The sequence below is a fragment of the Ruegeria sp. HKCCA0370 genome, assembly GCF_013033705.1.
Lineage (GTDB): Bacteria > Pseudomonadota > Alphaproteobacteria > Rhodobacterales > Rhodobacteraceae > Ruegeria.
This window is the reverse complement of the sequence record NZ_WQEP01000003.1, coordinates 347,828-372,818: the sequence shown is the minus strand read 5'-3', so window position 1 is coordinate 372,818 and position 24,991 is coordinate 347,828. Positions and strand designations below refer to the sequence as shown.

Below are 24,991 nucleotides of genomic sequence, written 5' to 3'. Positions count from 1 at the left end.
CAACCCGCAAAATCAACCATCTTGCCGCCAAGCTCGACGTGCAAAGAGTGGAGAGGCGTGCGCTTCGGTGTGGTCATTTCTTCAACCTTTCAATCAGCGGGACTGGTCGCGGACGACCATGACGGTGCAATGCGCATTGCGCACGACACGGGCCAGGTTCGGGCCAATCTCGTAGTTCGGAAAATCGCCCTTGGTCGATGCCATGACGATCAGATCAAAGCCTTCCTTGTAGGCAAGCTTCAGGATTTCGCGGTAAACACTGCCTTCTTCGACATGGACCGGCACGTCGGAAGCCTCGGCATGATCCAGAATCGCCTGAACCGCACCCCGCACGTGGTCTTTTGCGCCGGCACCATAGTTGGCGGGCAGGTTTGGCAGCTGGATGATCTCGGGGATGACGGCAACCGCATGCAGTTCGGCACCGTAGAATTTTGCCTGTTCCAAGGCGGTCGGCAGGGCCAGTTTCCACGAGCGGTCGTCGGTGTGATCAATGGGCAGCAGGATTTTCGTGGCCATCACGTCTCTCCTCGAGATATTGAATTCGGTTTCAAAGGCGGGGGGCCGGGATGGCCCCCCGTTTTGGTCGGGCCGAGCTTATTTGGCAGGTGTGCCGCCCGGCTCTTCGGACTTGCCGCCCGAGGCGAAGAACTCTTTCGTCAGTTTGAAGACGATCGGGCTCAGCAGCGCCAGGGCGATCAGGTTCGGGATGGCCATCATGGCGTTCAGCGTATCGGCCAGCAGCCAGATGAAGCCCAGATCCGCGGTTGCGCCGAAGTAGATCATCACAATCCACAGAACGCGATAGGGCATCAGGGATTTCACGCCCAGCAGGAACTCGACACATTTCTCGCCGTAGAACGACCAGCCGAGGATGGTGGTGAAGGCAAAGATCGACAGAGCGATGGCGATCAGATACCCGCCGATACCTGGCAGCGACAATTCGAACGCGTGGCTGGTCAGCGCCGCACCGGATTCACCCGATGTCCATGCACCCGACGCGATGATGGCCAGACCGGTGATCGAGCAGACGATGATGGTATCGATGAACGTACCCAGCATCGCGATCAGGCCCTGGTTGACCGGACCCTTGGTTTCGGCAGCGGCGTGCGCGATCGGGGCCGAACCCAGACCGGCCTCGTTCGAAAACACACCACGTGCCACACCGAAGCGGATGGCGGCCCAGACGGCTGCACCCGCGAAACCACCTTCGGCGGCGGACGGGGTGAACGCATAGGTAAAGACCAGCGACAGCGCATGTCCGATGTTGCCGATGTTGATCAGCAGAACCAGCAGGCCCGCGATGATATAGGCAACGGCCATGAAGGGAACCAACTTACCGGCAACCGCACCGATGCGGGTGATACCACCCAGGATAACGGCTGCGGTCAAAACCATCAGAACAACGCCAGTGACCGAGGTGTTCAGGCCAAAATTGGCTTCCAGCACCTGAGCAACACCGTTGGCCTGCACACCGTTGCCGATGCCGAAGGCAGCAACCGCGCCGAACAGAGCAAAAGCCACGCCCAGCCAGGCCCATTTCGCACCAAGACCGTTCTTGATGTAGTACATCGGGCCGCCGACATAGTTGCCCAGTTCGTCTTTCTCGCGATATTTCACGGCGCAGACGGCTTCTGCATATTTGGTGGCCATGCCCACCAGGGCGGTCATCCACATCCAGAACAAGGCGCCTGGACCGCCCAGGAAGACAGCAGTGGCCACACCGGCGATGTTACCTGTACCGATGGTCGCCGACAGCGAAGTCATCAGTGCGTTGAACGGGCTGATCTGCCCTTCGCCCTGCCCTTCACGGCCTTCGAACAACAGGCTGAAGCCTGTGCCAATGCGCAGGATCGGCATAAATTTCAGCCCGACCTGCAGGAAGAAGCCAACGCCGAGGATGAGAACCAACATCAGCGGCCCCCACACGACGCCATTGATGGCCCCTACGATTGAATTTAACGCTTCCATGGTTTCCCTCCCATTTGCGTTTGGTTTATGCCCCGGTCGCGATGGCCCGCTGGCGGGCCTCCTTGAGGGCAGTGAAATCTTCGTCGGCATGGAACGACGAACGGGTCAGCGGCGTGGCTGACACGTGCAAAAAGCCCTTGGAACGGGCGATCTGTTCCAGTTGGGCGAACTCCTCGGGTGACCAGAACCGGTCAATCGGATGATGTTTCGGTGTCGGTTGCAGATACTGCCCGACCGTCAGAAAATCGACATTGGCCGCGCGCAGATCATCCATCACCTGACGCACGTCGTTCAGAGTTTCACCCAGCCCGACCATCAGACCCGACTTGGTGATAATCTCGGGGTTCGAGCGTTTGGCATCGTCCAACAGCCGAAGCGAGGCATAATAGCGCGCGCCGGGGCGAACCGTCGGATACAGGTGCGGGACGGTTTCCAGGTTGTGGTTGAACACGTCCGGCGCTGCGTCAAAGACGATTTTTGCGGCGTCGCCCTTGCCCAGGAAGTCGGGGGTCAGAACCTCGACAGTGGTGCCGGGGTTCTGATGGCGTACGGCGCGGATTGTCTGGGCGATATGCTCGGCCCCGCCGTCGGCCAGATCATCGCGATCAACCGACGTGATCACCACGTGGCGCAGGCCCAGTTTCTTGACCGCCGCCGCAACCCTGCCGGGTTCGAACGCGTCCAGCGCATCGGGGCGGCCGGTGGCCACGTTGCAGAACGAACAGCCCCGCGTGCAGATCTCGCCCATGATCATCATGGTGGCGTGGCGCTTGGACCAGCATTCGCCGATATTGGGGCAGGCCGCTTCTTCGCAGACCGTTGCCAGATCGTGATCCCGCATCAGACGCCGGGTTTCGTAATACGCGGCGCTTTCGATCTTCTTCTTGCGAATCCATTTCGGTTTGCGCGGGATGACACTGTCGGCCTTCTTGGCCTTTTCCGGGTGACGTGGTCGAAGCTGGATGGTCATCTGGCTGTCCTCACTTACGCGTGGATTGCGCGGCCCATGGCATCGAGGCAGGCTTCCTTGACCGCCTCGCCCATCGCCGGGTGCGCATGACAGGTTGCTGCAACCTCGGCGACCGTCGCGCCTTTAGTCATGGCCAGTACCAGCTCGGCGATCAGATCGCCGCCATGGGCACCGCAGATATGGGCTCCGAGGATCTTGCCGTCGGAACCGGCCAGAACCTTGACCGCGCCATCTGTTTCACCCGTCGAGCGCGCCCGCGAATTGGCCATGAAGGCAAACTTGCCGACAGCATATTCGACGCCCGCGTCTTTCAGGGCCTCTTCGGTCTGACCAACCGAGGCCACTTCGGGATCGGTGTAGACCACACCCGGCACGGTGTTGTAATCGACATGACCGGCTTCTTCGCCGGCCAACATCTCGACACAGGCAACGCCGTCCTCTTCGGCCTTGTGGGCCAGCATCGGGCCGGGAACACAATCACCAATGGCATAGATGCCGGGCACCGACGTCTGGAATGTGCTGTCGACTTCGACGAAGCCACGCGGGTTCACGGCCACGCCCAGCTCTTCCAGCCCAAGCCCGCGCGTCACCGGGCGACGGCCCACAGCGATCAGAACCTTGTCGGCCTCGATCGCCTCTTGCTTGTCCTTGCCGAGGCGGTCCACGGTCAGGGTCAGGCCAGCCGCGGTTTTCTCAACCGATTTGAGGGCTCGGCCCAGTTGGAACTTCAAACCGCGTTTGGACAGCGCCCGCTGAGCCAGCTTTGCGATCTCGCCATCGATGCCGGGCAAAATGCGATCCAGATATTCGACCACAGTGACCTTGGCACCCAATCGTGCCCAGACCTGACCCAGCTCCAGTCCGATGACACCCGCACCGATCACCACCAGATGATCCGGAACGCTCTGCAACGCAATTGCGCCGGTGGAACTGAGCACATCCTGCTCATCAATCTCGATCCCCGGCAGTGAGGTCGGCTCGGATCCTGTCGCGATCAGGATGTTCTTTGCTTCGTATACGCTGTCGCCAACCTTGACCTGACCAGTGGCCGCGATGCTGGCCCAGCCTTCAATCAGATCGACGCCGTTCTTCTTGAACAGGAACGCGATGCCCTTGGTCAGATCTCCGACGATCTTGTCCTTGCGCCCCATCATCGCACTGACGTCGATGCTGGCCCCCTCGACCGCAATGCCATGGGAGGAGAGATGTGCAAGCTCGGCATATTTGGCCGAGGAGGTCAGCAACGCTTTGGAGGGGATGCACCCCACGTTCAGACAGGTACCGCCCAGTGCGCCGCGCCCTTCGACACAGGCCACATTCAGCCCCAGCTGAGCCGCGCGGATCGCGGCAACATAGCCGCCCGGTCCGCCCCCGATAACGATGAGGTCATAGGTATTCATTTCGCGCACTCTCAGTAGATCGGGTAGCTTGCGCAAAGAGCGCGAACCTGTTTGCGGGTTTCCTTTTCGACGGTTTCGTCACCGTCAAGAGACTTCGCGAGCGCCTCCAGAACATCACCGATCAGATGGCCGATCTGCCTGAACTCTTCCGGGCCAAAGCCACGGCTGCACCCGGCGGCGGTGCCCAGACGGATGCCGCTGGTGATGGTGGGTTTTTCCGGATCTCCGGGAACGCTGTTCTTGTTGCAGGTAAAGCCGGCCCGTTCGAGCGCCGCCTCGGCGTCCTTGCCGGTTACGCCGATCGGGCGCAGATCGACCAGCATCAGGTGGTTCTGGGTGCCGCCAGAAACGATGTTACATCCGCGCGCCATCATGACGCTGGCCAAGGCCGATGCGCTGTCAACGACGCGCTGCATGTATTCCTTGAATTCGGGTTTCAGTGCCTCGCCAAAGGCCACCGCCTTGCCTGCGATGACGTGCATCAGCGGGCCACCCTGCAGGCCTGGGAATACGGCCGAGTTGATCTTTTTCGCCAGCGCCTCGTCATTGGTCAGGATGATGCCGCCACGAGGGCCGCGCAGCGTCTTGTGCGTGGTCGAGGTCACGACATGTGCGTGTCCTACAGGCGAGGGGTGCAGGCCGGTCGCCACCAATCCGGCAATATGAGCCATATCGGCCAGCAGCCATGCGCCAACCTCGTCCGCGATTTCACGGAATCTGGCAAAGTCGATCTTTTGTGAGTAGGCGGACGCACCTGCGATGATCAGCCTGGGCTTTTCCGCCCGCGCCAATTCGGCGACCTGATCATAATCGATCAGCCCTGCATCGGTCAGGCCGTACTGCACGGGCCGGAACCATTTACCGGACTGCGCCGGTTTCGCACCGTGGGTCAGATGGCCACCTGCGTCCAGCGACATGCCAAGAATGGTATCGCCCGGGTTCAGCAGCGCTAACTTGACGGCCCCGTTGGCTTGTGCGCCGGAATGGGGCTGAACGTTGGCATATTCACAGCCAAACAGCTTCTTGAGGCGTTTGATCGCCTCGACTTCGACCTCGTCAACATATTCGCAGCCGCCATAATAGCGGCGGCCCGGATAGCCTTCGGCGTATTTGTTGGTCAAGACCGAACCCTGCGCTTCGATCACGGCCTTCGAGACAATGTTCTCCGAGGCGATCAACTCGATCTGTTCCGCCTGGCGTTCACCCTCGCGCGAAATGGACGCAGCAATGACGGGATCTGCCTCAATCAGCGACGTTTTGAACATAGTCTCCTCCTTTTGCCCCGAATCCTCAGTGCGAAACTTTGTTTCCTATAGGGGAAATAATGCGCCTTAGGCAACAAAAATCTCTTATTCAAGAAGTTGCGTATATTTTGGGAGGCATGTAACCTTTAATAAAACAGGGGGAATTCAATGGGCGACGAAAGCCGAAATGATGTTTCCGGACAGGAATTTCAGGATGAAGGAGAGGCTCTGGGCCGCTCCATCCGCGATGCGCGGCGCGCGAAAGGGTGGACTCTGGAAGAAGCCGGCCGCGCTGCGGGTATCGGGCGCTCGACGCTGTCCAAGATCGAAAACAACCAGACGAAGCCAAGCTTTGACATTGTACGGCGTCTGACACAGGCCCTGGATATGAGCACCCCGCAGTTGTTTCTTCAGTCGGGTCAATCCGGCATTTCAGGCCGCCGTGATTTCACTCCGAAGGGCGAGGGAGAATTCAAGGATACGCCCACTTACCTGCATGAACTGCTTTGCCCCGAACTGACCAGCAAGCGAATGCTGCCCTATATCGCGACAATCAAGGCGCGCGACCTGTCGGAGTTCGAGACGTGGATCCGACATTCCGGAGAAGAATTCATGTATGTGCTCAGCGGTGAACTCATCTTCGTTTCTGAACATTACCGCCCTTTGCCAATGAAGGCCGGTGACTCGCTTTATTATGACAGCGGAATGGGGCATGGGTGTATTTCGACCAGCGAAGAAGACGCCAAGGTGCTGTGGGTTTCGCTGGAATAGCCCCCAGGGTTCTGTGGTTTTCCAGAAAAGCGGGCATCGCCATGCGCACCCGTTTCAGCCGTCAGACAGGCTTCGGTGGCGAAACGCCGTCGGTGTCTGGCCGAATTCTGCCTTGAATGCCCGCGTCATAGCGCTGGCGTTTTCATATCCGCATCGACCGGCGATTTCGGCGATGGACTGCTCGGTATCTTCTGCCAGATTGCGTGCAAGGTTCAGTCTCATTCGGCGGTACAGCGCCTGCGGCTTGGTCTTGAGCTCCGCCTGAACGCGCATTTCGATCCGCTTTTGCGAACACCCGATCTTGCGGGCCAGTTCCCTGATCGAAAGAGGTGTTTCAAGGTTCGCCTGCATGACGGCCAGTGCGCGATTGACCAAAGTGTCTTCGGACTTCAGAGGCAAAGGGTAATGATCCTGCCCATTTCGGCTCATCAGAAGATGCCCGACTTCCATGGACAGAAGAGGGCCGTGATCCCTGCGGATAAGGGCCGAGGCCAGATCGAACGCGGCCATGGCCCCGGAACAGGTCAGCCTGTTGCCATCGATGACAAAACGTTCCTGCACCGCATCCACGGCCGGAAAGCTTTCTTCGAACCGGGAAAGTTCGTCCCAGTGAATGGTTGCCCGGTGCTCATCCAGCAAACCGGCCCGGGCCAGCAGCCAGCTGCCGGTATCCAACCCTGCCACTTGCCGGTGTTTTCGGGCCGCAGCCAGCACGATGCGTGTGGTCGATCGCGTGTCCAGCTTGCGATATCCATAAGACGGCATGACCACCAGAACGTCGCCTTGCTGGTCAGAGATTGAACCATTCGGTGTAACGACAAGGCCACTGGAACTTTGCACGGGGTCTCCGTCCATGGAACAGAAACGCCATGAATACAAAACCTGCCTCGACAGGTTGTTCGCAGCCCTGAGCGGTTCGACCATGTTTGCAAGGCAATGGTTCGAAAACCCGTTGAAGAGCAGGATGTTGTAGTGTCGCGTCAAAATTTTCGAATTTGGCATGATTTGATATCAACTCTGCATGTCGCGACCATGAGCGATGGCGTTTGGTTGGTCAACCACCGATCCAGGGAACACGCGCCATGCAGTTTGGTCTGACAGAAGAACAGGACATGATCGTCTCGACGGTCCGAAGCTTTGTTGAAAACGAAATCTACCCGCATGAAGACGCGGTCGAGCGCTCGGGAACCGTGCCTCCTGAGCTGGGTGAGCAGATCAAGCAGAAATGTATCGATCTGGGCTTTTATGCCTGCAACTTCCCCGAGGAAGTCGGCGGCGCAGGTCTGTCTCATCTGGATTTCACCTTGGTCGAGCGCGAGCTTGGCCGCGGGTCAATGGCGCTGACGCATTTCTTTGGGCGCCCGCAGAACATCCTTATGGCCTGCAACGACGAGCAGCGCGAACGGTATCTTTTGCCTGCCGTACGTGGCGACAAGATGGACGCTCTGGCGATGACCGAACCGGATGCGGGTTCGGATGTGCGTGGTATGAAATGCCAGGCGGTGCGCGATGGCGGCGACTGGGTTGTCAACGGATCGAAACATTTCATCTCGGGCGCGGAACATGCGGATTTCTTCATCGTTTTCATCGCGACCGGCGTGGACGAAACTCCCAAGGGCCCGAAGAAACGCATCACCACTTTCCTGGTGGATCGCGGTACTCCGGGGTTTGAAGTGCGCGAGGGCTACAACTCGGTCAGCCACAAGGGCTACAAGAACTATATCTTGTATTTCGACAACTGCCGTCTGCCTGACGCACAGGTCCTGGGCGAGGTTGATGGCGGTTTTGCCGTGATGAACGAATGGCTTTACGCAACCCGCCTGACGGTTGCGGCGTTCTCGGTCGGTCGCGCGCGGCGCTGCTTTGACTATGCGCTGAACTATGCGGCCGAGCGCAAACAGTTCGGCCAGCCCATCGGCAAGTTTCAGGGCGTCGGCTTCCAGATCGCCGACATGATCACCGAGATCGATGCCGCCGATTGGCTGACACTCGCGGCCGCGTGGCGTCTGGATCAAAACCTGCCATCGAACCGCGAGATTGCCTCGGCCAAGCTCTATGCCTCGGAAACGCTGGCGCGGGTGACGGATACCACACTTCAGATATTCGGGGGTATGGGTTTGATGGACGATTTCCCGATCGAACGGTTCTGGCGTGATGCCCGGGTCGAGCGCATCTGGGACGGCACCAGCGAAATTCAGCGCCACATCATCAGCCGCGATCTTCTACGTCCCCTGGGCGCCTGACCATGAACAAAGACCTGACCCGGCTGCTGCGCCCGAAAGCCATCGCCGTCATCGGTGGCGGCGCGTGGTGTCAGCAGGTTGTTCTGCAATCCGAACGCATGGGCTATGCAGGTCAAATCTGGCCGGTGCATCCCAAAGCGTCGGAAATTGAGGGCCACAAGGTTTTCGACCACATCGAGGACCTGCCCGAAGCCCCGGATGCGGTTTTCATCGGTATCAACCGCCACGCCACCATCGAGGCCGTTCGTGTCCTGTCCAGTATGGGCGCAGGTGGGGCGGTGTGCTTTGCCTCGGGCTTTTCCGAGGCCGTTGCCGAAGATGACACCGGCGGGGACTTGCAGGATCAACTGATTGCCGCAGCCGGTGACATGCCCATTCTTGGTCCGAACTGCTATGGCTTCATCAACGCGCTGGATGGGGCGCTGTTGTGGCCGGACCAGCACGGGGCCACCCCTGTGGACAAGGGCGCGGCGATCCTGACACAAAGCTCGAACATCTCGATCAACCTGACCATGCAGAAACGTGGGTTGCCGATTGCCTACATGATGGCATGCGGAAACATGGCCCAGACCAGCCAGGCCGAAATCGCCTCGGCCTTGATCGATGATCCGCGCGTAACCGCCATGGGTCTGCATATCGAAGGGTTCAAGGACATCCGGGAATGGGAGGCGCTGGCCGCCAAGGCTTATTCCAAGGGCATCCCGCTGGTCGCCCTGAAAGTGGGTGCGTCGGAGCAGGCACAGGCCGCGACAGTCTCGCACACTGCGTCGCTTGCAGGCAGCGATGCGGGCGCGCAGGCCCTTCTGGACCGGCTGGGCATTCCGCGTCTGTCCGCGTTGCCGGACTTTCTTGAGACGCTGAAACTGTTGCATTGCTATGGGCCGCTGCCGGGTGGCCGCATCGCTTCGATCAGTTGTTCAGGGGGTGAGGCGAGCCTGATCGCGGATATGGCGGTTGGTACGGGCCTGAGTTTTCCGCAGTTGAGCGATGACAAAAGGGCGCGCTTGCGTGACGCGCTTGGCCCTATGGTCGCGTTGAATAATCCGCTGGATTATCACACGTATATCTGGCGCGACGAAGAGGCGATGGCACAGGCCTGGTCGGGCATGACGGGTGACGACATCGACCTGACGTTCTCGATCGTCGACTATCCGACGACCGATCCGACCGACTGGAGTTGCGCGACCCGAGCTGCGTTGAAAGTGCGTGCTGAAACCGGCGCCCGGTTTGCGATTGTTGCGACGCTGCCTGAACTTCTGCCTGAAGACGTCGCCCAAGACCTGATGGCCGGTGGTGTCGTTCCATTCATGGGATTGCGCGAAGCGCTGGCGGCCACGCGCGCCGCGGGTCAGATTTCGCCACCGTCCGCGCATCCTGTCTGGTTGCCGGCAACGGCCGAGGCGACCCAAACCCTGACCGAAGGCGAATCGAAACGGGCGCTGGCCGAATGCGGCCTGCAAGTTCCGCAAAGCCGCACGGTTTGCGGCCCGGCAGAGGCCCATTCGGCCGCGCAGGACATGGCGACCCCCTTTGCCGTGAAAGGTGTTGGGCTTGCGCATAAATCCGAACACGGCGCTGTTCGGCTGGGCATCAAGGCCGAGGATGTGGCCGTTGTCGCAGCCGAAATTGGCACAGATAGCATCCTGATCGAAGAGATGATCACCGGAACCGTTGCTGAATTGCTGGTCGGTGTCGTCCGTGACCCGGCGCATGGGTTCGTCCTGACATTGGGGGCGGGGGGCGTGCTGACCGAAATCCTGCGCGATACGGCGTCAGTGCTGGTGCCAAGCACCCCCGAGGACATCCGTGCCGCGTTCGGCAAATTAAAAATTGCCCCGCTTTTGGCAGGCTATCGCGGCCAACGGGCGGCTGATATGGATGCAATCATCGCCGCAGTCGAGGCCGTTCAGGCCTATGTCATGCAAAATGCCGACACGCTTGGCGAGGTCGAGATTAACCCGCTCCTGTGCACGCCGGACAAGGCCGTTGCCGTGGATGCACTGATAAGAAAGGCCTGAGATATGGACCCGATCAAAACCCGCCGCGACGGAGCGATCCTTGAGGTGACGCTGGACCGGCCCAAGGCCAACGCCATCGATCTTGTCACCAGCCGCAGGATGGGTGAGGTGTTCGCCGCGTTTCGCGACGATCCAGGGCTGCGCGTGGCCATTCTGACGGGCGGCGGAGAGAAGTTCTTTTGCCCCGGCTGGGACCTGAAAGCAGCCGCCGACGGGGATGCGGTAGACGGGGACTATGGCGTCGGAGGGTTCGGCGGCTTGCAAGAGCTGCGCGACCTGAACAAGCCCGTGATCGCGGCCATCAACGGCATCGCCTGTGGCGGCGGGCTGGAGTTGGCCCTGTCAGCCGACATGATCCTTGCCGCCGATCACGCCACGTTCGCCCTGCCGGAAATCCGCTCGGGGACTGTCGCGGATGCGGCCAGCGTCAAACTGCCCAAGCGCATCCCTTACCACATCGCGATGGAGTTGCTGCTTACGGGCCGTTGGTTCGACGCCGAGGAAGCCAATCGCTGGGGGTTGGTGAACGAGATCGTCACCTCGGATCAACTGATGGACCGCGCCTGGGAACTGGCCCGGTTGTTGGCCTCGGGACCGCCCCTGGTTTATGCCGCGATCAAGGAAATCGTACGCGATGCCGAAGATGCCAAGTTTCAGGATGCCATGAACCGCATCACCAAGCGTCAGCTCAGAACCGTGGACGTTCTCTATGCCAGCGAAGATCAGCTGGAAGGCGCGCGCGCCTTTGCCGAGAAAAGAGACCCGGTCTGGAAAGGGAAATAGGCAGACGTTTCCCGTGATCGCAGAGCGTGAATTTACCATTTACTGATCCGCACGGCACGTGCACAGTTAGGCATGCCGTATTTCGAACGAAAACCATATGTTAGTGCATCTCGGGCGGTCAGCCCGATTGCGCCGCAGCTCGACGATCAACCGATTTCCGATATTGCGCGCCGCGTGCTCGAAACAGAGCGGAGCCCGCGGCAACATCTGGACGGTCCGTTCAGGTGTCGCAAATCCTGCCATCCCGGCAGCACCGCCACCATTCTGCTGTCATTTGAAGCACCGGAAGGCGCGGCCCCTGTTCAGATGCAGTTCGAACCGGGCGATCTGACCAATCCGAACGGCGACATTCTGCCGGCCAACCGCATCAGTGTGATCCCGCCACAAATCCAGCTTGAACCGGGGGAAGCAACGGATGTTGCTGTTGCGGTGACTATACCCGACCTCTCCGAACCCGGTGAATATCACGGTCGGATCGCCTGTACCGGAACGGACCAGACCTCGGTTGTGGTGATTTTCGAGGTGGCGGGCGCTCAGACCTGACGGGTCACCAGATAGTCCATGAACTGTCCCAGAAACGCGCGCGGCCCGTCTTCTGTGCCCGCGAACACCCGCGCGAACTCATTCCGGGCCGCGGCCAGCAGATCATTTGCCGCGTCCTGCGCATAGCGGATGCTGCCGTAATGGCTCATGCGCTCCAGCACCCAGGCGACATCTTGCGTTGACCGGGCATCGCGCGGGTTTGACAACATCTCGGCCAACCGTGCCTGTTCAGGCTCTTCCGCCTTCAGGCCAAGCTGGCCCAGCATCAGCGTGCGTTTGCCTTCATAGATGTCGCCGCCGATTTCCTTGCCGTAACTGTCCTGTGAGCCGACGAGATTCAAGACGTCGTCCTGAATCTGAAACGCCGCACCCAGGAAAAAGCCGAAGGCGTTGAAATCATCCAGATTCAGCGCGCCGGACGCGACATCATGTGGCCGCGCAATCAGGGCCCCGATGCGCATCGGGTGAATGAAACTGTACCAGCAGGTCTTTTTCAGACACATCCTCAGATAATCTGATGCATCGACGTTCAAACGGTTGTCGCGGATCCAGCCAAGCTCCAGCGCCTGACCTTCGATGGATTGCTGCAACAGATGGTCGAACTCATCCACCACGCGCATACCGGTTTCCGGGCCCAACGGCCCCAAGTTCTGACGCAGCAGACGCAGGGCAAGCGATTGCATCCCGTCGCCGGTATTGATCGCAAGGGGAACCCCAAGCCGCTTGTGCATACATTCGCGCCCGCGCCGGAAATCGCTTTGATCTTCGATGTCGTCGTGGATCAGAAAAGCGTTGTGCAGCAGCTCTAGAACCGCGGCCGAGACCCTCGCATTCTCGCTGTTTCCGCCGAAGGCTTCGCATGTCGCCAACAGCAGGGCGGGCCTCAAGCCCTTGCCCGAGGTTTCGATGTAATCGCGCATCGGGCCATACAGATAAGCCTGAGGCTCACCCGTCGGCAACAGGCCCAAAAGCGTTTCGCGCGCCTGATCCCCGTAAAAGGTCAGGGTTTTCAGAAAATCCTGTTTTGCCGCAGGATCCAAATGCGCGGTTCCGGATTTCACAGGCTCAGCCCTTCTGGGTGATGATCACGCGACTTTTGTCTTCCCGCGCGCCGGATCGTTCCGGACCGCCGCCAAACGCAGAAAGCGGTGCATCCGAAATTGGCAACGCCCTGGACAAGGCACCTGATTGACCACTGTCCCGACCCAGATCATACGCGACATCTTCCGCCAGCTCATCCCCCGGGATCGGCAGATCCGCGGTGGGCTCGTAATTTGCGATGAGGTCGAACAGCTCTTTCGGGGGGCAGATCATTCGAAGCGCTTCGGCAACGGCTGGCTCCTCGGTGATGCCGCCGGGTTTTGAATATTCCGCCGCCGGTTCCCCTATGGCGGCAAGAGGGCCATCACCGCCACGATCAACTCCTGCCGTGTCCTGACCCATTTTCAGCGCGGCTTCGACCGCAACCGCGAACCGATTGTCCCACGGAAGGCCAGCCTGATAGCGGGCGTAATCATAGGCGCGCAGCGGTTTCAGGATGTCGGGCTCGTGCAGGTCCCAGATCTGGCAGGGCTCGGCATCCGATCCACTGCGTTGAAGAATGGCGTTGACGGCCCGACGCGCGGCCTCGTTCGCCCCTTCCATCGTGGCAAGGTCGGTAAAAGTGCGGACGTAATCCGATGCAAGGAAGAAGTTCGGGATGAGCGTGGCCGCATCCGGGCGCAAGCGCCAGCTGTTGATACGGTTGACCAACAAGGGTTCGACATTGCTTTGACGCTTGGGGTCGTTCGGGTCTTGAACGATATCAGGATCGAGGAACCAGTAATGCATATCCTCGTCCCGCAGAATGGTTTGGCCATCCACGTTGATGCTGCGCTTGAGCTGTTCCCAAACCTCTTTTGCGATCTCTTCCCGGCTGCAATCGCGCGCGGTTTTTCCGTTCAACCCCGGCTTGTCCCATTCGGAGATATCGATTGACAGCAGGCCTTTGGTCTTTCCTTCGGCCCAGTTATCGAAGTTGATCCCCGGCCAGAACTGTTTTTGCGACACAGCCGTCAAAGCCCATGGGCTGTCGATGAAAATGACGTGGCCGTGGGTCAGCTCGACATCCTTGGTCAGATAGAACTGAATGCCGTTCATCCATTGCACGTCATCGGCCAGCAAAGGCAATTTGGCAAGTGCGGGGTCAACCGCCATCATTTCCGGGGTCACAAGCGGTGCCATGCGTTCAATCGGCATGGCGCTGATGAACCAATCCCCCGTGACCTGCTTTTCTTCGCCATCCTGTTCGACCGTTGCGCCGACGATCTTGCCGTTCCGGCACTCGATTCCGGTGACTTTGGAGTCAAAATTGTACACGACCCCCTTGCTAGTCAGGTAATCCAGCCACGGTTGAATCCAGACAAGATTGGTGGGCCCGTTCAGCAGCCTGTTGCAGTGGGGTTCGGGCGTGGCGATACCCAGCTGAAGCTGAACAGCAATGTCCCCCACTGTCTTCGTGCTTGCCGTCGTGGCCTTGGCGGCCACCAACGAACGGGTCAGGCCGATGGCAAGGAACTTCTGATAGGCTTCCGAACGGTCCTGCGCGCCGATGAAATCCCACCAACCGATCCGTTCATATTCGTCAAACCGGCGTTCCTTGCAGGACGTCGCGATCCGCCACATGCAGGCGACAAAATGTTCGACATCCTCATACGCGATCTGGTCCCTCGGCGAAAGCGCGAAGGCAATGGTCTTGAAGGCATCCGCAACATCCTTGAGCGTGCGGGGGAACCGTTCCGGGACAATGATGCCGGGCTTGTCGAACTGGCTGACCAGAACTTGCGTGGTCGGGACCAGATTGTCAAAGCATGTGCCCTTGTCGTAATACGGCGTGCGGGCCATCGTGTCGGTGATATGCCGATAAAAGTTCGGAAAGAACCTGAACCCATGTTCACCGGGCAGCCAGGGCCGTTTCACGCCGGGCGGATAATTGGCCCCATCCATCTCGGCCCATTTTTCCAGTGCCTTGATGTGTTTCGCTTTCGAGCCATGATCCCCTTCACCCTTCATCACGGGAATGCTGCGGGCCTTGCCGCCGGGGATCAGCTGGCGTTCGTGGACTTCTACCTCGAACCCGCGTTCAATCAGTTCGTGCGCGGCGCTCATGCCAGCCACGCCTCCCCCAAGAATGACAACCTTGTCAGGCATCGGAAATTCCTTTCGCGGAATAGACGTCAAAGCGCAGGGTTATGTCTGACAGGCTAGCTTCGCCAATGCCAAAACCCTGCACCCGATTCATCCAGCTGAAATGCGGATTCGAGGTCAGGTAACGCGGTGCAAGCCGTACCGGAGCCGAAGCGGGCAGATTGCCCTTGGACAATGCCGCATATCCGTCCGGGCCGAAGTCACACACACCCGTATCTTCGAACAGGATCGGAGCTTGTCCGATGGACGGTCTTATAAGTGCCTTTGCATGAAGCAGCCCCACACCATCCGGCCGAACGCGCATCCAGTCTCCTCCGATCGGTTCGATCACCCCTTTCAGATGCGGGCCTTCGACGGTGCCCCCTTCTTTGATGGCGAAATGCAGCCAAATCCCGTCCGGCGTCTCGCCCGAGGGGTGAAAGCTGCTTTCGAACGGCACCACAAATTTGGCGACATGTTCCAGTACCGGCGGCGCCACTGCGGTTTTTGCCGGTTCCGGTGCGGCAGGTTCAATTTCTTTTTCGGGCCCGGGGTCAAACTCGCGCCCTCCCGACGTCAGCACCGGACGCCAGGACAAGGTTTTTTCCTGTTTGACCGACGGAAGAATGGCTGCGAATTGTTGAAACCCTGTTTGCGGGTCCCGCAACAAGGGCCACCCGCGAATGGCACGCTCGGGGCCGCCATCTTCCGAACAGATCAGACGTAGCGTGTCATGCGACGACACGGATGGGCCGGCTTCCACCAACACCCGACTGAGACCGTCTGCGTTGATCGCCTCGGACCAACGCAGCGTCACGCCCCGATCTGAAAACTCGCGCACGACCCGATCTCCGGTCAACAGGTTATGGTGCGGACGGCCTTAGCTTCCTTGATCCTGAGATGGAACTTCTGCTGCACGCGGAAGACGTGCTCGCCCTCGGCAGAGGTTTGCAGGTACTTCACGGCGATATCCGAGGGCACGACGATTTCAACCGGTGCACCCAGCAGGGACACAAGCACTGCCTTGTTCGCGGGCAGGGTGCTGGAACGCAGCAACGGCCCGTCCAGGAACGGAAGAATGCTGTCACGCGGCAGCACCATCGAATTCGGCAGCGGAGTCGTGACCGCACGGAACAGACCATTGCCCATCACACAGGCATAGGGGCCCAGATAGCCATGCGTTTCCAGCTTGCTGATGCCCTCGACGACGGCCTCGAAAACCTCGGTTCCGCTATAGTTCTTTTTGGTCGCGGAATTGGTTTTGCCTTCGCCTGCTTCAAGCAATCCCGGATATTTGCCACCGCCGCTGATCGTATAGATCTGCGGCAATGAGTCGGGCGCGCCGCCAGCGTGTTTGGGGGCCTGTCCGGTACCGGGTTGACCGTTGAAAATGATGTCATCCTCTACCCGTGCCACAACGGCGGCCGCTCGGCGGAACATGATCTGAGCCGCCGTCAGTTCCGGATCAGCCACCTGTGCGCCTTTCAGGTACACGTTCACCGATACGGTGGTAAGGCGCAGCGTGTCATAATCGTTCACGTCAAGCCGCTGCTTGGATGCACCAGATGAGTTGTCGACCAGATCCAGCTTGTTCAGCGGAACGGACTGCGTGTCAGCGGGCAGCGGTCCGTACAGGGGCAGGAAACTGGCGGCCACCCGGGCGCGCAGTGCCTCGTCATGAACGGCCTTGTTCACGGCGCTCCACTGATCTTCATTCCAATCCAATGCATCGGTCATTGCAAATCCCTCTCGGTGCTGCTGCCCAATTTGGCGGGGCAATCAATCTTGTTCATTTTTCTTCTTTCAATCTGTCCAGCAGATCGCGGGCCCGCTGCTCCTGAACAACTCCACGGCAATCCCGGGCAAGCGAAAGCGCTTGCTCCGCCTCGCTGATTGCGGCGTCCAAGTCCCCCTTTGCGGCAAAAGCCTTTGCTCGCACACGGTGATATTCAGGTTTGTTCAACGTCTCGCCGCGTTCCCAGCCGGGAATGCAGACGGTTTCCAGCCGGTCCAAAGCCTGATCAACATCTCCGTGATCAATCATCAACTCAGACAGAACAATCTGATTCTGAGGAAAAGTAAAGTTTCCACCAGATTTGGAAATCAGGTTCATGCATGTCTCGATGCGTTCCGGAACACCTGCGATGTCGCCCTTTCCAGCCTGCGCGAGGCCCATATAGATGTCCTGCATCGCATGAAGGTAAAGAAACCCTTCCTCATCCGCGACTTTTCTGGCTTCTTTCATCGTCACGTCAAGCCGGTCCCATTCCCCCGCATAGGGCAGGAACATGCTGCAAGCGCCCATGACGTAGACAAGGTTGGGTGCGTGGTTCAGCGCCCTGCTGACCTCGATGGATTCCAGACGCGCGGCCTCGGCTTTTTCGAACTTTCCTTGCTGCCACAGCAGGCATCCCTGAATGGCCAGCAATGACGCGGCCGTGGAAGACTGGGTCATGGGCATCATGGCCATATCCAGCTCGGGTGTGATCAGGGCGAATGCGCGCTCCAGCTGTTGTTCGCATTCCGCAAATTCCCCGCGGAAGTAATGCGTAAAGCTCAGCGCCCGCGCCGCCAGCACATTGGCGACGGGGTCTTCGGACATGCCGGCCATCATGTCCAGCGCCTGCCCCATTTCCATCGCTCGGTTCATCTGACCGGCAACAAAGAAATGGGTCCAACGGCAGAAGGTTGCGGCAAAAAGCGTCTCGCCGTCGCCCAAACACTGGGCCAGTTCCATCGCCCGGGCGGCAGTTTCGCCGACCTGATCGGATGACCATCCGTAGATCGCCATATAGGCGGGCAGAATGTTCATCTGAACCCGAAGCTCGAAACCGTCGCGATCCGCGTTGTCCTTCATGGTTCCGATGTTGCGCAGGGCGGCCCGGAAAGCGGAAATCGCGGGTAGGTTCGCCAGTCGGGACAACGCCAGTTCACCTGCCGTGACCCAATTCGTGACAGCCTCATCCTTCAACCCGCCAAGATCGCAGTGATGCGCGACGGTATCGGGGGCCGGGGTTCCGAATGCCTTGTGACCGTCCAGCAGTGCTTGGGCGATTTTCAGATGAACCTTCTGCCGGTCTTCCCGCAGCAAGGAATTATAGGCCGTATCCTGAACCAGCGCGTGGTTGAACGTGTATGTGGCCGACCCTGAATCGCTGGTGATCAGCACGACGCCAGCCGCCATAAGCTGCATGAGGGCGCTTTCCACATCCATGTCTTCATGCGCCACCGCGTGGATCATCTGAGCGGTGAAACTGCGCCCGATGACCGATCCGAGCTGGGCGACTGGTTTGGCATGTTCCATCCGGTCAAGACGCGACATCAGCGAGTCCTGAAGGGTGGCCGGGACGCTCAGCGCATCCAGAACCTCGGCGTTGATCGGGGCATCCTGGGGCAGCTGGTCCAGAACCGCCTTTGTCATTTCTTCGATATACAGCGGCACGCCATCCGCCTTCTCGATGATCTGCCTGATCAGGATAACAGGCAGGCTGTACGGCTCGGCCACGCGCCGGACCAGTTCGGATGCCTCGGTAGTGCCAAGCGGAGACAGATCAATGCGCGCGGCTCGGCTTTCCAAATGTTCCGGAGGTTCGTATTCAGGTCGGTGCGACAGAACCACCAGTACCGGAAAGTTGCTCAAGGCGGATGCAAGTGCATCCAGTACATCCAACGTGGTCGCATCGGCCCAATGAACGTCTTCGACCACCAACAACAACGTGCCGCGCCTGTCACACAGGCTGCCCAGACTGCGCAGCATCACGTCAAGAGATTTGCGCGCCTTCTTCAACGGGTCGGATTCTGACGGGGCGCCGGTCTCGATGCCTGCCAGATCCAGAAGAACGGGCAAGTCCGCGTCACTCAGCCGTGAGGCCGATTGCACGAAGTCCGAAATCGCCGCCCGGATACTTTCATTTGATTTGTCGCCCGAAACGCGCCTCAATTCTCCGACAATCGGGTGCAGCGGAAGACTGGTCAGGTGCGGGATGCACTGCAATGTAAAGGGTTTGACCCCGATTGTTTCAGACAGTGACTTGATCAGCCTCGACTTGCCGATTCCCGCAGCCCCCCCGACAAGCGCCAGCCGGCCCGAGCCTTCCTGCGCTTCGTTCCAAAGCCGGGTCAGGGTGGAAAGATCATCATGCCGGGCGACAAGATCGACCGCAGATTGACCCACCCGCGCGTCGAACCGGCTGGTGGACATGATTTCCGACACCACGCGATACACTTTGCGCTGATTGTCAAAGCCTTTCAGCTCGTGGCTGCCACGTGGTTCGAATTCAAAGGCACCCTGGGTCAGCCTCCAGGTCTCTGAAGAAATGATCACTTCACCCGGTTCGGCCAGCCCCTGCAGGCGGGATGCAAGATTCGCCGTTTCACCCACCAGAAAGTCCTGGGACCCCAGGCTTTTCGAAGAAACAACGCCCACGACAACCATTCCGGTCGCAATGCCTGCCCGTAGGTCGAGCTTTTCTCCAAACTCGTTTTCAAGGTTCTGAACGGCCTCGATGGTCTCCAATACGGCTCGTACGGCCCGTTCGGCATCATCTTCCATGGCCTTCGGGTAACCGAAATACACCATGATGCCATCGCCCTGCCGATAGGCCAGATGGCAGCCGTGTTGTTTCAGGGTGCCGATCGCCGTATCCAGATACAGGTTCATGATCTGCATCAGGTCTTCCGGATCATATCGCTGAGCCAGCCGTGTCGACCCCACAAGATCGCAGAAAACCAAAGTCAGTTGCCGGCGCTCGGCCTTGGACTGGACTTCGGGCCGCTTCGACGCTTCCTGCGATTTCAGCCTGGCCTGCGCCTTACGAAAGCGCTTCCTTTCACCAACCGTCAACCCGAGATCACGCAGTTCCGGATCCGTCAATTCGTCCAGAATCTCGTCGTCTACGCCTTCTCTCTGAAACAGAGTGGCATAGTCATTCAGATCTGCCAGATGAAGGACTTTTGAAATGCGCGGTGATGCCTCAAGGACTCGCGTCATTGTCTTGCGACTCCTTCCATAACTGTCCCCCTGTTTTCCCCTTAATACATATACATAATGTATATGTATAATCCAAAAGTAGAGAGGTATTCATGCTGAATCCATAGCAGGAACTGGCAGCACTGTTAACTTGTTACATTGATTGGTCGATATACGTCTAAATTACCACGACGTCACGCGCTTTTCCTGAAAAATCATAAGGTTCAAGTCTCAAGTTGACTTAATTGGCAAGGCTTTAGGGCGACAGAACGACCGGATATGCCGGTCTGCCGCTGACGTCACGTCAAAGCTGACAGAGGTGCTAAAGTGCCGTGGCCGACATGAGGTGCCGGGCAGAAAAGCAGACTCAACCCCGGCGCCAGCAAAGAGCCGACGCGCGCAAATGTGCTTCGAATGGAAACATCTAAGCTCCAGGCGCATCCCGTATTTTGCCCGGCCCGTTCTTCTCGGGCATCCCGGCTCCATGGAAAGCGGCTCAAAGATCTGAGACGAGGCAGAAAACATCCGGTATCCAGGGCGGATCCGGCCGTGGATGAAACCCTATTCCTCGGCCACGGCTTTCACATGGGCCGCAAAGGACGGAGCCAGCATCAGGGACTTGCACCGCTCGAACCGGTTGGTGGCATAGGCCCAGAAGTCTTCGGCGGGGTTTTCATTCGCATGCTGGATCAATCCCCACAGCGTCCACAGCAGGTCGCACACGGCTTTATAGATCACCATGCGCCCGATCTGAGCCTCGCTCGGCGGGTTTCCGAAATAGGCGGTCAACATTTCCTGTTCCTGTTCGTCGGTCAGCCCGGCTTCGACCGACAGATCACCCAGATCCCAAAGGGCATCGTTCATGCCTGAATACTCGTAATCCACGATCCACATGCGCTGGCCGTCATCCAGAAAATTTTCGCACAGAGGGTCGCAATGGCTCGGGACCAATGTCCCGGGTTTGTCCCGCAGCACCTCGCGGATCGGGGCCGCCTCGGCCACGACGTCCGCGTACCCGTCCGGTAGGGTCGCGTTTTTGTCTGCAAGTACCTTCATGTAGTCGTTGATCATCGAAAACAGCTCGAACCGAAACTTGAACGGCTCGGGGGCATCGTGAAGCTGCCTCAGCGCCTTTCCCGCGCGGGCGGCAGACCCGGGGCGCGTCGCAAACATCTCGGGTGTCATCGTAACGATGTCGGGAACGCAATCACTGATCATCACGCCGGATGACGCGTCTGCCCACAGAACTTCGGGACCGACCCCGGCTTTTGCCGCCACCTGCGCATTGTGGATTTCGACCGCGCGGTCGATATAGGCTTCGGTGCCCTCGCCGGGGATGCGCACGATCACCGTCCTTGGCCCACCCTCGACGCGGTAAACCAGATTGGTCAACCCGCCCAGCCGGTTGGTGCGAAGGTCCGCCTCGGCAAGGGTGTCAAACCCCACCACGTTGCGAAGGGCCTGCATGATCTCAAGTTTCAGCTCGTTTTGCATCACTCTCTCCCTCAGGCTTTCAACCGGCTGTTTGCCGGGTCGTAAAGCGGCCCGTCCACGCGGCGGATAGCGTGGCGTTCGCCGAACACCTCCACTTCGAAATCTGACCCACCAGCCAGTCCCGCAGGCAGATAACCGTAGAGGATGCTCTTGCCGACGGTAAACCCATAGCCACCGCTGCATGCCAGCGAGACTGTTTTGCCGGAATCCAATATGGTCTCCCCTCCGGTGATCGGCAGCCGCTCATCGGTGATGAAAGTACAGAGCTGCCGCTCGGGGCCGGTCGCTTTCTGCGCCTCCAGCACCGGTCGCCCGATGAAGCCCTGTTTGGATTTCAGATGGACCCGCGCGCCAAGGCCCGCTTCGATTGGCGAATAGTCGGGGGTGATGTCGGCGCTCCAGTAGAGATAGCCTTTTTCCAGCCGCAAGGACTCGATCGTGCGGTAGCCGATGTCGCGGATGCCATGGCTCTGACCGGCCTGCCAAAGCAAGTCATAGACATGCAGGGCGAACTCGGTCGGGATATGTAACTCCCATCCCAGCTCTCCGATGTAACCTATGCGGATCGCGCGAACCTTTGCCGTTCCCAAGGTGATCTCTCGGGCCGTTGCAAAGGGAAACGCATGGTTCGAGACGTCTTCTTCCGCGATGGCCTGCATCACATCCCGTGCCTTGGGGCCGCAAATGTTGATGACGGCGCGTGCCGACGTCATTTCGATCAGCTGCGCGCGCCCATCGCGGGGCAGGTGACGTCGGATCCAATCCGCGTCATGCACGCCGAATCCGGACCCGGTGACGATGTAAAAATGGTCCCGCCCCAATCGGGTGACGGTGATATCGGCTTCAACCCCGCCGCGATCATTGCACAATTGGGTGTAGATCACCGTGCCATCCGGCTTGTCCATATTTGAAACGGCAAGGTTTTGAAGGGCTTCCAGTGCGCCGGGGCCGATCAGTTCGAACTTTGAGAAACTGGTTTGATCGATCAGAACGACCCCGTCGCGCGCGGCCTTATGTTCCTGTTCGGCATAGGTTTTCCAACCCGGCGACAGGAAATCCAACTGATCCACCGGCTCTACACCGGCCGGAGCGAACCAGAGCGGTCGCTCCCAGCCATTTTTTGACCCGAACACCGCGCCATGTTGTTTCAGCCGCTCATGCAGGGGCGACAGGCGCAGGTTTCTGGCCGTTTCCGCCTCCTGCCCCGGATATTGCATCTTGTAGTGATGCGCGTAATGCTCGACCGCGCGAGGATACATGAAGGCGCGCGTGGCGTGATGCGGGCTGAACCGGCGCACGTCCAGAGGCCACAGATCAAGGCTCGGGCGGCCTTCTACAATCCACTCCGCGATCATCTCTCCTGCGCCACCACCTGCCGCGATGCCGTACAGAAATCCGGTCGCCAGCATCAGGTTTCGCAGTTCAGGCGCCCATCCCATGACAAAATCGCCATCCGCGGAATAAGGGATGGGGCCGTTGATCACCTGCCGGATTCCAACCGTGTTGACGACCGGCGTAACCTGACCTGCCAGTTCGGCAAGGGGGGCAAACCGCTCCAGGTTGTCCGGCAAAAGCTGCCGGACAAACGCGCCCGGAATACCCCTGTCGCCGAATGGCAGCGTGTTGTCCTCATACCCGCCGATCACAAGCCTCCCGCCTGCATCCGGTTTGTAATACACCAGCCGCTCGGGATCCCGCAGGGTTGGCAGGCGTTTTACAAGATCTGCGTCGGGCAGGGGTTCAGTTACGATGTATTGATGCTCGACAGCGCAGGCCGGGACAACGACCCCGAGTTTCGCGGCCAGCTCGCGACTCCACATTCCGGCGGCCAGAACGACGGTGTCCGCTTCATAATCCCCTTCCGATGTCATCACTTTGGTGATGCGATCGTTATGGATTTCAAAATCGGTGACCTCTACGGATTGGCGGATCCGGGCACCGTGCATCCGGGCGCCGGATGCGATTGCCTGACACAAGCCTGCGGGATCGACATGACCGTCCGACGGGATAAAAGCCGCGCCCTCTAACCCTTTCGCGTCGACATAGGGGAAAAGCGCCTTGGCTTCGGCGGCCGAGATTATTTCCATCTCCAGATCAAAGCTGCGGGCCATTGTCGCCAGGCGTTTTGCTTCCAGAAGCCGCTCTTTGCTTGCCGCCAGGCGCAGGCTTCCGACTTTCTTCCAGTCGAATTCCATCCCGGTTTCTTCGGCCAGACGATCATACAGCGCCACGGACCGTTTCAGCATCCGCGTCGTGTTGCGCGATGACCGCAACTGCCCGACAAGCCCCGCCGCATGCCAGGTGGCCCCCTCGGTCAGGGACGCCCTTTCCAGAAGAACAACGTCCGTCTCACCGGACCGTGCGAGGTGATACGCGATGGAGCATCCGATGATGCCCCCGCCGATGACGAGATGTCTGACCGAATGCGTTGTCATGCGTCCACCCATTTCAAATGACATGTCGTCATCAAAAGTCGCAAAACAACAAAAAGCAACAAAAATGTTTGAAATGTGTTGAAGTAAGTCGCTTGAACAGCGTCAACCTTGCAAGTAATCTGATGAAATCAACAAATATCGCGGCGCTTCATGTCGAAATACGAGCAAGACATTCTCAGCACGGTAAACCTGCATGGGCGAATTTCGGTCATTGAGCTGGCGCGCATTCTCAAAGTGTCGGACCAGACCATAAGGCGAATCGTGAAGCCGATGGTCGCCAAGGGCAGCCTGTCCAAGGTGCATGGTGCATTGGTCAGCACTCAAAATGTGCTGGATCCTCCGTTTCTGGCCCGCATGGCGCAGAACCGTGCCGCCAAAGTCGCGATTGCCGACGCCGTTGCGGGGCGGATACCGGACGGTTCGGCCATTGCCATCGACACGGGTTCGACCTCGGGCTTCATTGCTCAGGCACTTCGCACGCGCAAAAACCTCACGGTGGTGACAAACTCGGCCTTCATCGCCGCCACGTTGTCGATGGAAGAGGGCAACAGGGTCTTCATGGCGGGAACGCAGTTGCGTAACCACGACGGCGCCGCTTTCGACCGCGCCGCCTATGACGTCATTGCAGGGTTCTCGGCCCGGACGGCCATTTTGTCGGCGTCACTGGTGCATCCCAGCAAGGGCTTCATGGTCTATGATCAATGCGAGGCTGATATGGCCCGGGCGATGTCTGATATTGCTGACCAGACCTTCATGGCGGTTGATTCCACAAAATTCAACGAGGCCCAGACCAGCCCAGCGTTGCGCCTGCCCGGGTTGGCGGAAAAGGATGTGCTCATCACCGATCGCAAATTGCCCGCAGCCTTCCAGTCTTTGCCCGGAGACGCGGAATTGGTGATCGCGGGCGTGAAATCACATGAAAACAGTCATTGACTTGGTGACGACACTGCCCGGCCCGACGTAATTAGCCGGTTCCACCGAAACGGTG

19 protein-coding genes are annotated in these 24,991 nt (G+C 59.2%); 6 read left to right on the top strand and 13 right to left on the bottom strand.

Features of this window, described 5'->3' with window-relative positions; genetic code table 11:
• Positions 1–93: 93 nt before the first annotated feature.
• The 5 genes from GOW31_RS10325 to glyA all read right to left on the bottom strand — a co-directional run bounded on the left by GOW31_RS10325 (position 94) and on the right by glyA (position 5,603).
• The gene (locus GOW31_RS10325; RefSeq protein WP_171169815.1) at positions 94–516 is read right to left on the bottom strand and encodes a universal stress protein; all 423 of its coding nucleotides are present in this window, start codon (positions 514–516) and stop codon (positions 94–96) included.
• A 78-nt stretch (positions 517–594) separates the two neighbouring features.
• Complete coding sequence (locus GOW31_RS10320; RefSeq protein WP_171169813.1) at positions 595–1,968, bottom strand: sodium:alanine symporter family protein; 1,374 nt, start codon at positions 1,966–1,968, stop codon at positions 595–597.
• Between the two features lie 25 nt (positions 1,969–1,993).
• On the bottom strand, positions 1,994–2,938 hold the full coding sequence (lipA, locus tag GOW31_RS10315; protein WP_171169810.1) for a lipoyl synthase: 945 nt from the start codon (positions 2,936–2,938) through the stop codon (positions 1,994–1,996).
• Between the two features lie 14 nt (positions 2,939–2,952).
• Positions 2,953–4,338, bottom strand: a complete 1,386-nt coding sequence (gene lpdA, locus GOW31_RS10310) for a dihydrolipoyl dehydrogenase (protein ID WP_171169808.1) — start codon at positions 4,336–4,338, stop codon at positions 2,953–2,955.
• Positions 4,339–4,349: 11 nt separating this feature from the next.
• Positions 4,350–5,603, bottom strand: coding sequence for a serine hydroxymethyltransferase (gene glyA, locus GOW31_RS10305; protein ID WP_171169807.1), 1,254 nt, complete (start codon positions 5,601–5,603; stop codon positions 4,350–4,352).
• Positions 5,604–5,750: 147 nt separating this feature from the next.
• On the opposite strand from glyA, the gene GOW31_RS10300 reads away from it, so the two are divergent.
• Positions 5,751–6,353: a helix-turn-helix domain-containing protein gene (locus GOW31_RS10300; RefSeq protein ID WP_152460402.1), complete on the top strand. Its 603-nt coding sequence runs from the start codon at positions 5,751–5,753 to the stop codon at positions 6,351–6,353.
• A 54-nt stretch (positions 6,354–6,407) separates the two neighbouring features.
• On the opposite strand, the gene GOW31_RS10295 is transcribed toward GOW31_RS10300, so the two are convergent.
• Entirely contained in the window at positions 6,408–7,355 is a 948-nt protein-coding gene (locus tag GOW31_RS10295; RefSeq protein WP_171169805.1) for a GlxA family transcriptional regulator, read from the bottom strand.
• An 80-nt stretch (positions 7,356–7,435) separates the two neighbouring features.
• On the opposite strand from GOW31_RS10295, the gene GOW31_RS10290 reads away from it, so the two are divergent.
• The 4 genes from GOW31_RS10290 (at position 7,436) to GOW31_RS10275 (ending at position 11,940) form a co-directional block, all read left to right on the top strand.
• A complete protein-coding gene (locus tag GOW31_RS10290) occupies positions 7,436–8,596 on the top strand; it encodes an acyl-CoA dehydrogenase family protein (RefSeq protein ID WP_152460401.1) in 1,161 nt (386 codons plus the stop codon).
• Between the two features lie 2 nt (positions 8,597–8,598).
• The gene (locus GOW31_RS10285) at positions 8,599–10,614 is read left to right on the top strand and encodes an acetate--CoA ligase family protein (protein WP_171169803.1); all 2,016 of its coding nucleotides are present in this window, start codon (positions 8,599–8,601) and stop codon (positions 10,612–10,614) included.
• A 3-nt stretch (positions 10,615–10,617) separates the two neighbouring features.
• Positions 10,618–11,397, top strand: a complete 780-nt coding sequence (locus GOW31_RS10280; protein ID WP_171169801.1) for a carnitinyl-CoA dehydratase — start codon at positions 10,618–10,620, stop codon at positions 11,395–11,397.
• A gap of 72 nt (positions 11,398–11,469) precedes the next feature.
• Positions 11,470–11,940 (top strand): hypothetical protein, encoded by a 471-nt coding sequence (locus GOW31_RS10275; RefSeq protein WP_171169799.1) that lies wholly within the window; start codon positions 11,470–11,472, stop codon positions 11,938–11,940.
• Here the strand turns inward: GOW31_RS10275 and GOW31_RS10270 are convergent.
• From GOW31_RS10270 to GOW31_RS10240, 7 genes are all read right to left on the bottom strand, one after another.
• Positions 11,931–13,001, bottom strand: a complete 1,071-nt coding sequence (locus GOW31_RS10270; RefSeq protein WP_216601173.1) for a polyprenyl synthetase family protein — start codon at positions 12,999–13,001, stop codon at positions 11,931–11,933. The two genes, GOW31_RS10275 and GOW31_RS10270, sit on opposite strands and share 10 nt — an antisense overlap.
• Positions 13,002–13,005: 4 nt before the next feature.
• Positions 13,006–15,129, bottom strand: coding sequence for an FAD-dependent oxidoreductase (locus GOW31_RS10265; protein WP_171169798.1), 2,124 nt, complete (start codon positions 15,127–15,129; stop codon positions 13,006–13,008).
• Positions 15,122–15,946 (bottom strand): DUF3237 domain-containing protein, encoded by an 825-nt coding sequence (locus GOW31_RS10260; RefSeq protein ID WP_171169797.1) that lies wholly within the window; start codon positions 15,944–15,946, stop codon positions 15,122–15,124. Before GOW31_RS10260 ends, GOW31_RS10265 begins: the two co-directional genes overlap by 8 nt.
• A gap of 14 nt (positions 15,947–15,960) precedes the next feature.
• Positions 15,961–16,842 (bottom strand): encapsulin, encoded by an 882-nt coding sequence (locus GOW31_RS10255; protein ID WP_171169796.1) that lies wholly within the window; start codon positions 16,840–16,842, stop codon positions 15,961–15,963.
• 52 nt (positions 16,843–16,894) lie between these two features.
• Entirely contained in the window at positions 16,895–20,095 is a 3,201-nt protein-coding gene (locus GOW31_RS10250) for an adenylate/guanylate cyclase domain-containing protein (RefSeq protein ID WP_171169795.1), read from the bottom strand.
• Between the two features lie 540 nt (positions 20,096–20,635).
• Entirely contained in the window at positions 20,636–21,568 is a 933-nt protein-coding gene (locus GOW31_RS10245) for a choline/ethanolamine kinase family protein (RefSeq protein WP_171169794.1), read from the bottom strand.
• A gap of 11 nt (positions 21,569–21,579) precedes the next feature.
• Entirely contained in the window at positions 21,580–24,003 is a 2,424-nt protein-coding gene (locus GOW31_RS10240; protein WP_171169793.1) for an FAD-dependent oxidoreductase, read from the bottom strand.
• A 150-nt stretch (positions 24,004–24,153) separates the two neighbouring features.
• Between GOW31_RS10240 and GOW31_RS10235 the strand changes: the two genes are divergently transcribed.
• Positions 24,154–24,936, top strand: coding sequence for a DeoR/GlpR family DNA-binding transcription regulator (locus GOW31_RS10235; RefSeq protein WP_171169791.1), 783 nt, complete (start codon positions 24,154–24,156; stop codon positions 24,934–24,936).
• Positions 24,937–24,991: the final 55 nt, after the last annotated feature.